Source organism: Luteibacter sp. E-22, assembly GCF_049913125.1.
In the GTDB taxonomy this organism is placed as follows: Bacteria; Pseudomonadota; Gammaproteobacteria; order Xanthomonadales; family Rhodanobacteraceae; genus Luteibacter.
In genome coordinates, this window is the sequence record NZ_CP183975.1 from 1,595,235 (window position 1) to 1,609,026 (window position 13,792).

Genomic DNA, 13,792 nt, shown 5'->3' on the forward strand with positions numbered 1-13,792 from the left:
TCGATAGGGCGCGCGAACACCCAAGGAATGGCCGCCGGGGAGACATCCATACCGGGCGGGGCGGCCGGACTATATCAGCCGGGTATATCCCGCTCGTTAGCAAGTCGTTAACCGGTGCGGCACCCGTTCAACCCCACTACACTCGTCCCGCATGCCTCATTTCGCTTCCGACATCTACGCGACTCCCCAGATCGGCAAGCTCCTGGCCGATGAAGCGCATGCCCTCGCCCCGATGCTGGCCCGCTGCACGGGCGACCACGGCTTGCACCTGACCACGTCCGCGCCGGCCGAACCACCCGCCATCCCGCTCCTGGGCCACTGGGCGACCGTCCGCGTCGCCGGGGCGGTGCTCGGTGGCGATATCCACGCCAGCGGCCTGGAAGCCCTGCCGTTCGCCGACGAGGCCTTCGGCGTGGTGCTGTTGCGCCACGCGCTGGAAACGACGGTCCGGCAGGACAACCTGCTGGACGAGGCCATACGTGTGTTGGCACCCGGCGGTATGCTCGCCATCACCGGTATTCATCCGGTCGGCCTGTGGTCGCCCTGGGTCGCCAGGCAGAGCCGTGGGACGCGGCCCCGGCTGACCTGGCCGTGGTGGTGGAGCCAACGCCTCGTCCGCGACGAGTTCGAACTGTCCATGCCGCGCCGCGTCGGCAGCGCCTGGCCCCGGGCAGGCGGTGCGCCGGTCGGCGAGTCCATCGTCGGTGGCGGCTATTTCCTGGTGGCGCGCAAAAAACGTCCGGCGGCGGTACCCTTGCGCCCCCGTGCGGCCGCCGTGCCGGCCCCCATGCCTGGCACGCTCGCCTCCGGCGCGCGCCGCAACGCCCGTGAATCGATTACCTGAAGTCCTACATGACCGATACCGACACCGTTGAAGCCTTTACCGATGGCGCCTGCCTGGGCAACCCCGGGCCCGGCGGCTGGGCCGCGCTGCTGCGCGCCAGGGGCGTGGAGAAGATGCTTTCCGGCGGCGAAGCCGAGACCACGAACAACCGCATGGAGATGATGGCCGCGATCTCCGCGCTGGAGGCGCTCACCCGGCGCTGCAACGTGCACCTCATGACCGATTCCAAATACGTGATGCAGGGCGTACAGGAGTGGGTACCGAAGTGGCGGCGCAACGGCTGGAAAACCGCCGACAAGAAACCGGTGAAGAACCAGGACCTGTGGATCCGCCTCGACGAGGCCGCCGCGGCGCACACCGTCACCTGGGAATGGGTGAAGGGCCATAACGGTCATGTGGAAAACGAGCGCGTCGACGTCGCCGCGCGCGACCAGGCGATCATCTACAAGGCGAAGGGGAAGGTGGCATGAGGCAGATCGTCCTCGATACGGAAACCACCGGCCTCGAAGCGCATCTCGGCCACCGCCTGATTGAAATCGGCGCAGTCGAACTGATCGGTCGCCGTCCGACCGGCAACCATTTCCATACCTACCTCAATCCCGAGCGTTCGATCGACGCCGAGGCGAGCGCGGTGACCGGCATCAAGGACGAGGACCTCGTCGGCCAGCCTTTGTTTCGCGACAAGGTGGACGAGTTCCTCGCGTTCATCCGCGGTGCCGAACTGATCATCCACAACGCGGCATTCGACGTAGGTTTCATCAACGCTGAACTGAAGTTGCTGGGGCCGCAGTACGGACAGGTGACCGATCACGCGACGGTGCTCGACACGCTGCTCATGGCACGCACGATGTATCCCGGCCAGCGCAACAGCCTGGACGCGCTCTGCAAGCGCCTGGGCGTGGACAACACGCGCCGGGACCTCCACGGCGGCCTGCTCGATGCGCAGCTGCTGGCGGAAGTCTACGTCGCGATGACCTCGGGCCAGGTGGCCCTCGATTTCGCCTTTGACGCCGACAACGACCATCGCGGCAACCATGCGTTGAACGATATCGTCATCACCCGCCGTCCGGTCGTCCTGCGCGCCACGCCGGAAGAGCTGGACCTGCACGCGAAGCGCCTCGACGCCATCGACAAGGCGGCCGGCGGCCAAAGCATCTGGCGCAAGCTGGAATCGGAAACGATTCACTAGAAGGTGGTGGGGCAGAGCCGTCGGCCGCCACCCTCGTCGCTCCGGTTACACCGTCGCTCGGGGAAGGAGGCCGCTGCGCGGCCGTGTCTGATGGCTGGCGCCCCGTCGCGCCCGTCGCGCCGGGCGGGGTTTTCGATTCGGCCTCCGTGCCTCAGCGAAAACGGCCGGCCGTCCAGGCCGGCCCCCTACGGGCCTTTTCGCCCGGCGCTCCTCGGTTCCACACCTCGCCACGAGGGCGGCGGCCGACGGCTCTCTGCACACTGAGGTGTCGTGCGGCACAAGCAGCACCCGCCATTCGGGTGGCCGTCGCTCTGGTGGGAGCCGACTCTGTCGGCGATGGGTGCTTGCCTCAACCGGGCCCGCTGCCGCGGGATCGCCGACAAGGTCGGCTCCCACCAGGGTGCGGTGATCCAACAGAGTGCGGTGCTTGGCGGTGTGTCGCGGTGTTCCGTGTGCGGTGCGCGCTATGCGGCGTGCGACAACCTTCGCTCTTTCGCATCAACCCACCGCAGTCGTGACTGAGCTGCCGGGCGTCCCCCTCGGCGCGACATGAGGCACCGAGGACGGCCGGGCGGAAAAGGCCCGCAGGGGATCGGCCTGGACGGCCGATCGTTTTCGCTGAGGCAGGAGGCCGAATCGAAAACCCCCGCCCGACCGTCCGAGCCCGAAGGGGCGCAAGCCATCGGACACGGCCGCGCAGCGGCTTCCTTCCCCAAGGGCCGGGGCCGCCTGGCGCGCCGAGGGGGACGCCCGGCAGCTCCCCCGCCACGCACACAACGAACGCGAGGGCGAAGCCGAGCCGGATATCGGCCAGCTCGAAGCAAGCACTCCATCGCACAAGGTCGGCTCCCACCAAAAAACGTGGGGCGCCCGGGTGGGCGCCCCACTTCGCTACCGGCCGCCCCGGGGAGGGAGGAGGGGCAGGGAGGCCGGGAACTCAGAAGTAGGCGCGGACGCCTACCGAGACGTTGCGACCGGGTAGCGGCGCCACGTCCTTGAACAACGACGTGGCGGGACGCGCGGTCTGGTTGGTGAGGTTGTTGCCGTCGACGAAGGCTTCCCACTGGCTGCGGTCGTCGTTGACGAAGGTCCAGGCGAAGTGCGCGTTGACCAGTGTGTAGCCCGCCGTATCCGTTTCGAACGCGGCGATCTTGTCCTGCTTCATGTAACGCACCGCGCCGAGGCTGGCGCGCAGGCTGTCGGCGCTCCAGCTCAGCGTGGAGCCGACGCGGCCGGCCGGGATGCGCGGCACGTTGCCGCCGCCGTCCGCGAGCGTCGCGCGCACCGTATCGCCGAAGACGCGCAGGTCCCAGTTGCCGGATGGGCCCTTCGACAAGTGGAACGTGGCCTCGGCTTCCGCACCGCGGAACGTCGCATCGTTCTGCGACCAGATGCGTACGGGCAGATCGTCTTCCACGTCGCCCGTGTCGGCCAGATAGATGAAGTTCTTGTACTTGTTGTAGTACACGGCGACCTTGCCTTCGACGACCTCGCCATGGAAGTGCAGGCCGAGTTCCGCCTGGTTGGATTTTTCCTTGCCAAGGTCGCTGCCGATCTCGAACGTATTGGATGCGGCGTGCGGGCCGTTGGCGAAGAGTTCTTCCTCGGACGGTGCGCGCTCGGCGTGGTCGAGGTTCAACGACAGGTGCCACTGTTCGGCGAAACGCCATGCGACGCCGGCGGAGAAACTGTTCGGACTGAAGTCGCGCTTGGGCCCGTTCTCCGGATCGACGCTCTGCTTGTCGTGGCGCGCACCGAGTTCGACCTTCACCGGGCCGAACTCGCGTTGTTCGGTGAGGAAGACGCCGACACCATCGGTGACCGTGGGCGGGACGAAGGTTTCCTCGCCGACGGCGGAAAACTGCCGGTGCTGGGTCTGCACGCCGAACGCGCCTTCCCATCCGCCGAGCGGGTCGTGCGTGACGACGAGGCGACCCTGGTTGCTGTCGGTCGAAAACGTGGTGCCCGGCACGTCGCCCTCGAATTCCACGTGCTGGTAGGCACCGTGGCCGAGACTGAATTCGACCTTGCTGATGCCGTCGATGGGCTGCACGAGGCCGCCTTTCAGGGTGTAGTTCGTCTGCGCCATCTTGATGTGGACGGGATCTTCGCCTTCGGCCGGATCGCCCGGTTCGGCGGGGCTGCCGTAAAGGTCCAGGAAACGCGAGACGGACAAGCCGACGTAGCCCCACGAGCCGAGCAACGATGCGCCGACCGAGCCGGAGGTCGTCTTCACCGCGCTGTTGGCCAGGGTGCCGCCCGGGATGTCGTAATCCTCGTTGTCCCGGCGCATGCCGTCGACATGGATGGCGAACGTGTCGTTGCCCGCGTCGAGGCGGAGCAGGCCCGTATGGCCATCGGAAACCGAATCGTGGCGTACTTCGGCGCGGCCCGCGAAACCGTTGTCCGGCGCTTTTTCCGGAATGCGGCCATCGACGACGTTCACCACGCCGCCGATCGCGCCCGAACCGTAGAGCAGGGTGGCGGGGCCCTTCAGCACCTCGATCTGGTCGGCGAGGAACGGTTCCAGCGTCACCGCGTGGTCCTGGCTCACATTGGAGACGTCCTGCGACGACAGACCGTTCTCGAGCACGGCGACGCGCGGGCCGTCCAGGCCGCGGATCACCGGGCGCCCCACGGCCGTGCCCAACGCGGAACTCTGCACGCCCGGAATGGAGGACACCGTTTCGCCCAGCGAGACACCCTTGGCGTCGTCGAGCGCCGACCCCGCCAGCACGGCCACGGGCGCCACGATCTGATCCGCGTTCTGGCCCAGGGGCACGGCGTTGACCACGATGCCGTCGAGCTTCTCGGCGTTCTTGCGATTCTTGCCCGGGGCCTCCTTGGCGTCCACGGCGGGGGCCGTGGCGTCCTGGGTCGTGTCGTCGGCCATGGCGGGCAGTGCCGCGCCGCAGGTGGCAGCGATGGTCAGGGCGAGGAAGGTTCGGCGCATCGGGTGGAACTCCGGTTGGGTTTCGCAATGTTATAAAGTATCATCACTTGCCTCGACCTGTGCAACTAGTCACGCTATGTCCTCCATGACCGATCCGTCCGTCGCCCCCGAAGTCCCCCGCCGCTGGTGGCACGCCGCCGATCGCCTTGGCGCGACGGCCTCGTTCCTTTGCGCCATCCATTGCGCGGCACTGCCGTTCGTCATCGCGTTGCTTCCGGTGCTGGGGCTGTCTTTCCTGGCCGACCACCGGTTCGAAGCCGGCTTCGTCGTCTTCGCTTGCCTACTGGCCAGCGTGGCGCTCGTTTCCGGGTTCCGCCGCCATCGCCGACGCTTGCCGCTGGTCCTGGCCGTCCCGGGCCTGGTCCTGCTGTTGCTCGGTGTCACGTTCCTGCATGGCAATTCGCTGTTCGTGCATAGCGTGCTGGTGACTTGCGGCGGTTTCCTCGTCGCCGCCGCGCATTTCGTCAACCTGAAGGTCGATCGCAGTGGCCATGCGGGACATATCCATGGGCCGTCCTGCGCGCACCCGTGATTGTGTAACCGCCGCCGGATTACCTAGCCTTCGCCCCATGTCACACGACCACGCCCATTCGCACGTCCATGCCCATGGACACGTGCACGATCACGCCGAGGGCGGGAACGAGCGCAAGCTGCTGTTCGCCTTCGTACTGACCACCGTGATGTTGATCGCGGAGGCGGTCGGCGGCCTGTGGTCGGGATCGCTGGCGCTGCTGGCGGATTCCGGGCACATGCTGGTCGACGCGCTGGCGCTGCTGCTGGCCTTCCTCGGCGTCAGGTTCGCGGCGCGCCCCGCCGACGCGCGCCGCACCTACGGTTACGGGCGCATCGAGGTGCTGGCCGGCTTCGTCAACGCGCTCACCCAGTTCGCCCTGGTCGCCTTCATCGTGTTCGAAGCGATACAGCGGTTGTTTTCGCCGCAGCCGATCCTTTCCGGTGTCATGCTGGTGGTGGCCGTCCTCGGTCTTGTCGCCAACGTGGTGGTGTTGCGCACCCTCCATGGCCACGATCCGGACGACGTGAACATCGCCGGCGCCAGCCTGCATGTCCTGGGCGACCTGCTCGGCTCGGTGGCCGCGGTACTGGCCGCGCTCGCGGTGCGTTGGCTCGACTGGAACTGGGCCGATCCGGTGCTTTCGGTACTCGTTTCGCTCCTGATCCTGCGCAGCGCGTGGTCGCTGGTGCGTCGTTCGGGACATATCCTGCTCGAAGGCATTCCCGAGGGCGTCGACCTTGCCGATGTGCAGCGCGAGCTGCATTCGGCCGATCCGGGCATCGTCAATATCCACCACCTGCACGTCTGGCAGGTGACCGCCGGTTCGCGCATGGCCACCTTGCACGCGGAACTGACGCCCGGCACCGGGCAGTCCGACCAGGCGCGGGTGCTGGGCGCGATCAAGGCCATGCTCAGCGAGCGCTGGCGCGTGGAGCACGCCACCGTCCAGTTCGATCCGGGCCCCTGTCCCGACGAGCGGGAAGGATGCGGCAAGGGCGGCCGCCACGTTCACTGAACGAGCACCCTTGCGCTTTACGCGGCCGCTGCTACGATGATCGGCCGTTTCTCTCCCTCATTACGAATCAAGGAGTTTCCCATGGGCAAGGGCGACCGCCGCACCCGTCGCGGCAAGATCTACCGTTCCAGCTATGGCAAAGCCCGTCCGCACGTCGATGTCGTGACCGGCGTCGCCGTGGCCAAGCCGGCCGCTGCCAAGCCCGCCGCCGCCAAGAAGGCCGCGCCGCGCAAGAAGGCGTGAGTCTTCAGGTAGCGTGAGACGAAGAGCCCCGCGATGCGGGGCTTTTTCGTCGTTACAGTTCCAGTCGTTCCGCGAACTCGAAGCGGCTGTCGGCCGGTGCGGCTATCACGTTCTGCTGGACCAGGCCCGGGAAGATGTTCGCGTCGATGCCAGCATGGTTATCCGCGTTGTACAGGTAGGGCACGTGCGACCACGCGCGGTAACCCAGCGCCTTGATCGCCGCGACCTCCGCCTCGGCGGTGTCCATGCCTGAAAGGCGTGCATAGATCAGCGGGCGATGCGTGCGCAGCGTCTCGGTGGCACCCGCGAGCACGTCGGCCAATGCGTTTGGCTGATTCACCTTGAGCAGGTGCAGCGCGTCGAGCCGCAGGCTGTCGATGGTCGCCATGCGAACCTTTTCGTCGGCGTCCTTGCGTGTGCCCGGTACCAGGCTGCCTAGCGAAGACGATCCTTTGCCACGGCCCAGCCACACCGCGTGGGTGAAGACGTTGTCGAGGCCGTTGATCGCCACGTTCGCGCATACCTGTTGGAAGTGGATGCGGCGTGGTTCCGCCACGTGCACCTGGCCGAGCGGACCGACCGCCTGCGCCATCCACAACGCGTGCGCGGCGAAATCGCCGCCGAATTCCAGGATCGTCTGTCCTTCCTCGATCAGCCCGCTCAGCAGCATGGCTTCGTGTTCGGCCCATTCGCCGTAAAGTTGCAGCGATCGCGCCACCGCGTTGTTCACCGTGACGGCGGTGGCGAGGCCGTAGCGGGTCTGCCAGAAAGGCAGGATCGGGTCATTCGTGGCGTGCTTCATGCTCATCTCGTTTGGATTCAGAGGGTGGAACGGGCGATGGCCAGCTGGCGAAGCGACTGCGCGAGCGCGCCGGCGTCATGGTCCGGGGCGTCGGCCCAGCGGCGGCAGGCGTCCCGCCAGAGTCGGACGACACGGTCGTCGGGGGCATCCGTGCGACAGATGGCTTCGCACCACGCGGCGGCGCCGGCGTGGTCGCCGCCGTGCAACCGTGCTTCGGCGACGGCGGTGCGCGCGGAGGCGGGTACGGGCCCCGCGGCTTCGAGGCTGCGGCCGAGCGCGGCGGTGACGCTTGCCTGCACGGCGTGTTCGGGCAAGGCTTCGTAGGTCAGCTGGATGTCCAGGCGGCAGGCTAGCGCGTCGACGCGCCACGCCGGATCGTGTTCCGCCAGGAAGGCGTGAAGCAGGGCGTGCGAGCAAGCCGCGGCCGCTTCCTCCGCGACAAGCAGGCGTGCCCGTTGCTGCGCGGTGCGCGCGACGAGCAACGCGGTTTCCGCTTCGGCACGTCGTGCATGTGCGTCATCGAGCAACGATTGTGCACGTTCGAGGTCGGGCAGGCGTTCCGCGGGCTTGCGTGTATTCGCGCGGTGCAGCCAGGTCTCGCCGCGCCTGCGCAACGCGCGCTTCGCCGCATCCGGGCCGATGGCGGCGAGCCGGTCGCAATAACGCTCGGCTTCGTCCAGGCGCGCCGCCGCGGCCGCGCCGAGCAACCACGAGGCCCAGGCGAGCTGGACGTCGATGCAGGCATCGAGGGCCAGCGGATGGTCGCAGCGAGGGTCGTGCGCGAGGCGTGCCAGCAGGTCTCGCGAGGCGAACAGGCGGTTGGCGCCGGACAGGCGCCCGATGCGCGCCAGCCGGAACCTGATCCAGCGCGCGAAGCCATGCGGTTGTTCCTCGCTATCCATGCCGTCCAGGGCGCGCGCCGCGTCCTCATCGATCGCGATGAGCAGGCATTCCGCGTCGCGCTGCGGCAAGTCGCGTGCACGATGCATGCGCAAGGCGGGCAGCAACCAGCGCGCGAGCCGCGCATCCTCGTCGTCGTGGTGTGCCTGGGCAACGAGGATGTCTTCCCAGGCTTGCTCCGCGCCGCTCGTTTTCCCGCTGCGGCGGATGTCGGGAAAACGCTCGTCGCCCACCAGGTGCAGCGTGGCCAGCGGATCCGCCGCGGAGAGCCGTTCGCGCAAATCACCCCGTGGACCGCTGGATGCCGGCGCGGTGGCGTCGATGGCGGGACCGTCGTCCGGAGGAGGTGGCACGAGCAGATCCACCGGTTGCTCCGTCATGTGCAGGTCCGGCGTTTCGTATGCGGATCGCCTGTACACCCAGGCCGGCGACACGGGCGGTACTTGCGCGGCAGGTGGGTCGGGCGGGCGGTCGGCGAAATGGCTGGCTATGGATGGAGCCTCCTTGACGATGCGTTGTCGTGCACGCCGTCGCGACATCGCCAGCAACAGCATGGCGGCCGTGCCCGTGCCCGCTCCGCCGAGGGCGATGAATGGCCAGCCGGCGATGCCCAAGCCACGGGTCCGTTGTTCGGGGTGCACGTACGGCGTCGCGACACGCCGGGTGGTCGTCGGCAGGTCGGGAACGGGTGTCTCCATGATCGTCGCCAGGTCGACCGGTTCGGATGCTTCCATGGCATCGAGCATGCGTGCGACGTCGCGCATCTGCCGCGCATGCCGGGCACGCTGTTCTTCCTCCTCCCGCGTGTTGCCGCATGCGCCGGTGATGGATGCCAGGAGCACGAGGCATGCGATGCGCGCGACGGCGAGGCGATCCCGCGAGCGGGATGACGATGAACCCTTCAACGATGTTCCTGACAATCCTTGGATGCCGGCGCCGCTAGCGCCAAGGCAACATCAATGATAGGTGCCGGCTCCCTCCGGATCGATGGAAGTTTTCGGAAACTTGCGACGAATGTGCGCCGGTTGTCAGCGTGTGGTGCGCTCGCCGGCGATCCAGGTCTCCCTGAGGAGGCCGCCGCCGATCCAGTAGCTCAGTTCCGCGAGTTGGCCGACGTTCCAGATCGCCAGATCGGCACGCAGGCCCACGGCAAGGCGGCCACGGTCGTCGAGGCCGAGGGCCCGCGCGGCGTTCACGGTCGCGCCGCGCAACGCTTCCTCGGGGGTAAGGCGGAAGAGGGTGCAGGCCATTCCCATCGCCATGCGCAGGGACAGCAGGGGCGACGTGCCCGGATTGAGGTCGGTGGCGACGGCCATGGGCACACCGTGGCGGCGGAAGGCATCGACCGGGGGCGGGCGCGTGTCGCGCAAGGCATAGTAAGCGCCAGGCAGCAGCACGGCCACGGTGCCGGCATCGGCCATGGAGCGCACGCCGTCTTCGCTGATCCATTCGAGGTGGTCGGCTGAGAGACCGCCATGGCTCGCGACCAGTGCCGCCCCACCCAGGTCGGATAGCTGCTCGGCATGCAGCTTCACCGGCAAACCGAGCTCCGTGGCTTTCTCGAACAACCGCCGCGTTTCCTCATGGGTGAAACCGATGCCCTCGCAGAAGGCATCCACGGCATCGACCAGTTCTTCCTCGGCGAGCGAAGGCAGCATGATGTCGCAGACCAGCGCGACGTATTCGTCGCGGCGGCCGGCGTACTCCGGCGGCAAGGCGTGCAGGCCGAGGAAGCTCGTGCGCACATCCACGCCGAGTTCGTTACCGATGCGCCGGGCCACGCGGAGCATGCGTCGCTCGGTCTCGGGTTCCAGGCCGTAGCCGGATTTGATCTCCAGCGTGGTGACCCCGTCGGCCAGCAGCGCGCGAGCCCTGGGCAGCGACTGGCGCAGCAGGTCGTCCTCGCTGGCGGCGCGCGTGGCGCGCACGCTGGAGACGATGCCACCGCCGGCGCGCGCGATCTCCTCGTAGGTCGCGCCTTCCAGCCGCCGTTCGAATTCATGCGCCCGATCGCCGCCGAACACGAGGTGCGTGTGGCAGTCGATGAGTCCCGGCGTCACCCAGGTGCCAGGCAGGGACTCCACGCGGTGCGCCAGGGCGTGCGGTTCGTCCTGCAGTTCCCCGCGCGAGCCGGCGAAAACGATCCGGCCGTCGCGCCATGCGATGGCGCCGTCCTCGATGGCGCCATAGGGCGCGCCGTTATCGGCCAGCGTGGCGAGGCCGACATCGAGCAGGAGGTGATCCCAGCGTTGGTCCAGCGTCATGACGTGTGCGGTTCCACCGGAAGGGGTTTGGCGTCAGCGGTCGTTTCGTTTGCGGATGGTGCGTCTCGTCGCATCCGTTCTTCCTCGTATTGCGCGATCAGGTTCTCGGCGAGCGCCTTGTAGACCGGCACCCTGCAAACGAGGCTGGAGAGGGCGCGGGCGAGCAGGCACGCGGCCATGATCGGCAAGGCCATCTGCCGGTTGGCGGTCAGTTCCAGCGAGATGACCGCCGCGGTGAGCGGTGCCTGGGTCACACCGGCCAGGTAGGCGGCCATGCCGAGCAAGACCACCGACGACACATCCGAGCCGGGCAGGAAGTGGGCGATGTTGCTGCCAAGGCCCGCGCCGACGGCGAGAGCCGGCGAGAAGATGCCGCCCGGAATGCCCGCCCACGATGACGCGATGTTACCGAGGAATTTCAGCGCGCCGAAGAACGGCCCGGTATCGCCGTGGCCTTGCAGGATGTCGCGTGCCTGGGCGTAGCCGGTGCCGTAGAGGCCATTCGCGCTGAGCAGGCTGAGCAGCACCAGCGCAAGGCCGCAGGCGGCGGCGAACACCACCGGCCGACGCGCCCGCACGCGGCCCATCACGCCGCGGAATCCTCCCGCCGCGGGAACGATCAACCGTGCGAACAGCCCCCCGGCCAAGCCACCCACGACACCCGTCAGCAGTACCGCGATCCAGGCGCGGCCGAGCGGAAGCGTCGCGGTGATGTCACCGAAATAGGCATAGTTTCCGACGATGCCGAGCGAGACCACGCCGGCCACGATCACGGCCGTGAGCAAGGTGCCGCTCATGCGATGTTCGAAGGTGCCCGACATTTCCTCGATGGCGAACACCACGCCCGCCAGCGGCGTATTGAAGGCGGCGGCCAGGCCGGCGGCCGATCCGGCCAGGATGAAGCGTCCCGCGGCCGTGGGATCGGCGAAGCCGAAACGCCGTCCCATCGAGTACAACAGTCCCGCGCCGACGTGGACGGTGGGGCCTTCGCGTCCCACGGAGGCACCACCGAGCAAGGCGGCCAGCGTGAGCGCCATCTTGCCCAGCGCGACCTTCAGCGAAAGCACGCGAGAGCGGAAGCTTTCGTCTTCGACTTTCAATGCCGCTATCGCCTGCGGAATGCCGGAGCCGCGCGTGGCCTTCAGTGCGCCCTGGGTCAGCCAGCACAGCAGCGCGAACATCGCCGGCGTCACCAGCAGCGGCACCCACCATCCGAGCGACGCGGCACGGCGGAACACTTCGAAGGCATAGTCGGCGGCCTTGGCGAAAAGCACCGCGGAGAGGCCTACGACGATGGCGCCAGCCCAGAACAGGACGCGCCGGCGCCATTGCCGTGGCGACAGCCACTCGTGCCGGCCCAGCTCCCGTAGGCGCTCCAGCGGCGACGCCGCGCCCCGCGGCGGCGGTGCATCCGGCGGCGTACTCACCGGCTCTCCGTCGAGCGCGTCCAGCGCACCTGATAGAGGTCGTAGCGGCGGTCCTTGAGGTTCTGCACCGCGCCGGAGTTGCGTGCGCGCGCGAGGTTCTCCAGGCGAAGGTCGGCGAACAGCACCGTTTCTATGTTCGGCGTGGAATCGGCGGCGATGCCGTCGCGCGCGAAGGGGAAGTCACTCGGCGTGAGGATGCAGCTCTGGCCGTACTGGATGTCGAAATTGTTCACGCCGGGCAGGTTGCCGACGTTGCCGGAGAGCACCACGTAGCACTGGTTTTCGATCGCGCGGGCCTGCGAGCAGTAGCGCACGCGCAGGTAACCTTCGCGCACGTCGGTGCAGAACGGCACGAACAGGATCAACGCGCCCTGGTCGGTCAGGTGGCGCGCCACCTCGGGGAACTCCGAGTCGTAGCAGATCATGACGCCGATCGGGCCGCAGTCCGTCTGGATCGTGGCCGCCGAATCGCCGCCGGTGATGTTCCAGACGTTTCGTTCGCTGGGCGTGGGATGCAGCTTCTCGCGCTCGTGGATCGAGCCGTCGCGCAGGCACACATAGCAGACATTGTGGATGTCGCCGTTGGGCTGGCGCGTGGGGTGCGAACCGCCGACGATGTTGATGTTGTAATGGACGGCGAGGCGGTGGAACAGCGCCTTGACCTCGTCGGTGTACTCGGAAAGGCGGCGGATCGAATCCACCGGCGACAGTTCCGCGTTCTCGATCGAAAGCAACTGCAGCGTGATCAACTCGGGGAAGGCGACGAAATCGGCGTCGTAGTCCGCGGCAATGTCGACGAAGTACTCGACCTGCGTCGCGAATTCCTCGAACGAGCGGATGCGCCTTTGCTGGTACTGCACCGACGCGACGCGCACGCTGTCGGGCAGCCGGTGGCTCTGCGATACGCGCGGCATGTCCGGCTGGTCGAGCAGGTGCGGATTGCGCCAGACCAGGTGCGCGGCGTAGCCCAGCGATTCATGGTCCGAAGGTACGTACTCGCGAAGCAGGCCGATGACCTCGAAGCCGTTGCGCAGCTGAAAGCTCAGCGTCGGGTCGCGCCGGCTGCCGTCGACCACCGCCTGCACATAGGCTTCGGCGCTGCCGTAGCGGCCGATCGCGCGGGCCAAGCCCGGCATGCGTCCGCCGAAGACGATGCCACGCAGCTTCAGGTCGGTGCACAGGCGCTTGCGCGCGAGGTAAAGCCGCTGGCCGATGCGCATGCCCCGGTAGTCGGGATGGACCACCACCTCCATGCCGTAGAGCCAGTCGCCTTTCGGATCGTGCCGCGAAGCGAAGCCACCGCCGGTGATCTGCATCCAGGTATGCGGCGCGAGCGCCAGCGCCTCGTTGATGCGGAACGTGGCGCAGAAACCTACGAGCTTGCCCTCGTACTCGACCACGAACTGCCCTTCGGGGAAGTGGGTCTGCTGGCCCTGCAGCATTTCCGCCGAGTGGCCCCATTCGGCCGTGTACACGCGGGCGGTGAGGGCGACCAGTTCGGGCACGTCGCTGGGGCGTGCCAGGCGAAGCAGCAGCTTCGGGGGATGTGCGGCGTTCGTCTCGTTCATTCACCCATTATGCCCCGCCATGCACAGGTGGGAGCCGACCCTGTCGGCGATTGGTACCATGCATGCATCCAAC

At 67.7% G+C, this 13,792-nt stretch carries 11 protein-coding genes and 1 pseudogene; 6 read left to right on the forward strand and 6 right to left on the reverse strand.

Annotated elements, in window-relative coordinates:
- The first annotated feature begins 151 nt into the window (after nt 1-151).
- From ACN9M2_RS07075 to dnaQ, 3 genes are read left to right on the forward strand one after another with little or no spacing between them, the layout of a single operon-like run.
- Nucleotides 152-844 (forward strand): methyltransferase domain-containing protein, encoded by a 693-nt coding sequence (locus ACN9M2_RS07075; protein ID WP_426287394.1) that lies wholly within the window; start codon nt 152-154, stop codon nt 842-844.
- 8 nt (nt 845-852) lie between these two features.
- Nucleotides 853-1,314 (forward strand): ribonuclease HI, encoded by a 462-nt coding sequence (gene rnhA / locus ACN9M2_RS07080; RefSeq protein WP_306847703.1) that lies wholly within the window; start codon nt 853-855, stop codon nt 1,312-1,314.
- On the forward strand, nt 1,311-2,033 hold the full coding sequence (dnaQ, locus tag ACN9M2_RS07085) for a DNA polymerase III subunit epsilon (protein WP_426287395.1): 723 nt from the start codon (nt 1,311-1,313) through the stop codon (nt 2,031-2,033). Before rnhA ends, dnaQ begins: the two co-directional genes overlap by 4 nt.
- Before the next feature lie 937 nt (nt 2,034-2,970).
- Here dnaQ and ACN9M2_RS07090 read toward each other — a convergent pair.
- Entirely contained in the window at nt 2,971-4,986 is a 2,016-nt protein-coding gene (locus ACN9M2_RS07090; protein ID WP_426287396.1) for a TonB-dependent receptor domain-containing protein, read from the reverse strand.
- A gap of 85 nt (nt 4,987-5,071) precedes the next feature.
- Here ACN9M2_RS07090 and ACN9M2_RS07095 point away from each other — a divergent pair, with 85 nt between their 5' ends.
- From ACN9M2_RS07095 to ACN9M2_RS07105, 3 genes and pseudogenes are all read left to right on the forward strand, one after another.
- Nucleotides 5,072-5,518 carry a MerC domain-containing protein gene (locus ACN9M2_RS07095; protein WP_426287398.1) on the forward strand — a complete coding sequence of 149 codons (447 nt, stop codon included), beginning with the start codon at nt 5,072-5,074 and terminating at the stop codon, nt 5,516-5,518.
- Nucleotides 5,519-5,555: 37 nt separating this feature from the next.
- Nucleotides 5,556-6,515, forward strand: coding sequence for a cation diffusion facilitator family transporter (locus ACN9M2_RS07100; RefSeq protein ID WP_426287399.1), 960 nt, complete (start codon nt 5,556-5,558; stop codon nt 6,513-6,515).
- An 81-nt stretch (nt 6,516-6,596) separates the two neighbouring features.
- Nucleotides 6,597-6,665: pseudogene (locus tag ACN9M2_RS07105) on the forward strand (30S ribosomal protein THX); the annotation flags it as partial.
- A gap of 145 nt (nt 6,666-6,810) precedes the next feature.
- On the opposite strand, the gene ACN9M2_RS07110 reads toward ACN9M2_RS07105, so the two are convergent.
- The 5 genes from ACN9M2_RS07110 to ACN9M2_RS07130 form a co-directional block, all read right to left on the reverse strand.
- Nucleotides 6,811-7,560 (reverse strand): hypothetical protein, encoded by a 750-nt coding sequence (locus tag ACN9M2_RS07110; RefSeq protein WP_426287400.1) that lies wholly within the window; start codon nt 7,558-7,560, stop codon nt 6,811-6,813.
- Between the two features lie 17 nt (nt 7,561-7,577).
- Nucleotides 7,578-9,365 carry a hypothetical protein gene (locus ACN9M2_RS07115; RefSeq protein ID WP_426287401.1) on the reverse strand — a complete coding sequence of 596 codons (1,788 nt, stop codon included), beginning with the start codon at nt 9,363-9,365 and terminating at the stop codon, nt 7,578-7,580.
- A 123-nt stretch (nt 9,366-9,488) separates the two neighbouring features.
- Entirely contained in the window at nt 9,489-10,724 is a 1,236-nt protein-coding gene (gene hutI / locus ACN9M2_RS07120) for an imidazolonepropionase (RefSeq protein WP_426287402.1), read from the reverse strand.
- Nucleotides 10,721-12,151: a chloride channel protein gene (locus ACN9M2_RS07125; RefSeq protein ID WP_426287403.1), complete on the reverse strand. Its 1,431-nt coding sequence runs from the start codon at nt 12,149-12,151 to the stop codon at nt 10,721-10,723. Before ACN9M2_RS07125 ends, hutI begins: the two co-directional genes overlap by 4 nt.
- Entirely contained in the window at nt 12,148-13,719 is a 1,572-nt protein-coding gene (locus tag ACN9M2_RS07130) for a GNAT family N-acetyltransferase (protein ID WP_426287404.1), read from the reverse strand. Before ACN9M2_RS07130 ends, ACN9M2_RS07125 begins: the two co-directional genes overlap by 4 nt.
- Between the last annotated feature and the right edge of the window lie 73 nt (nt 13,720-13,792).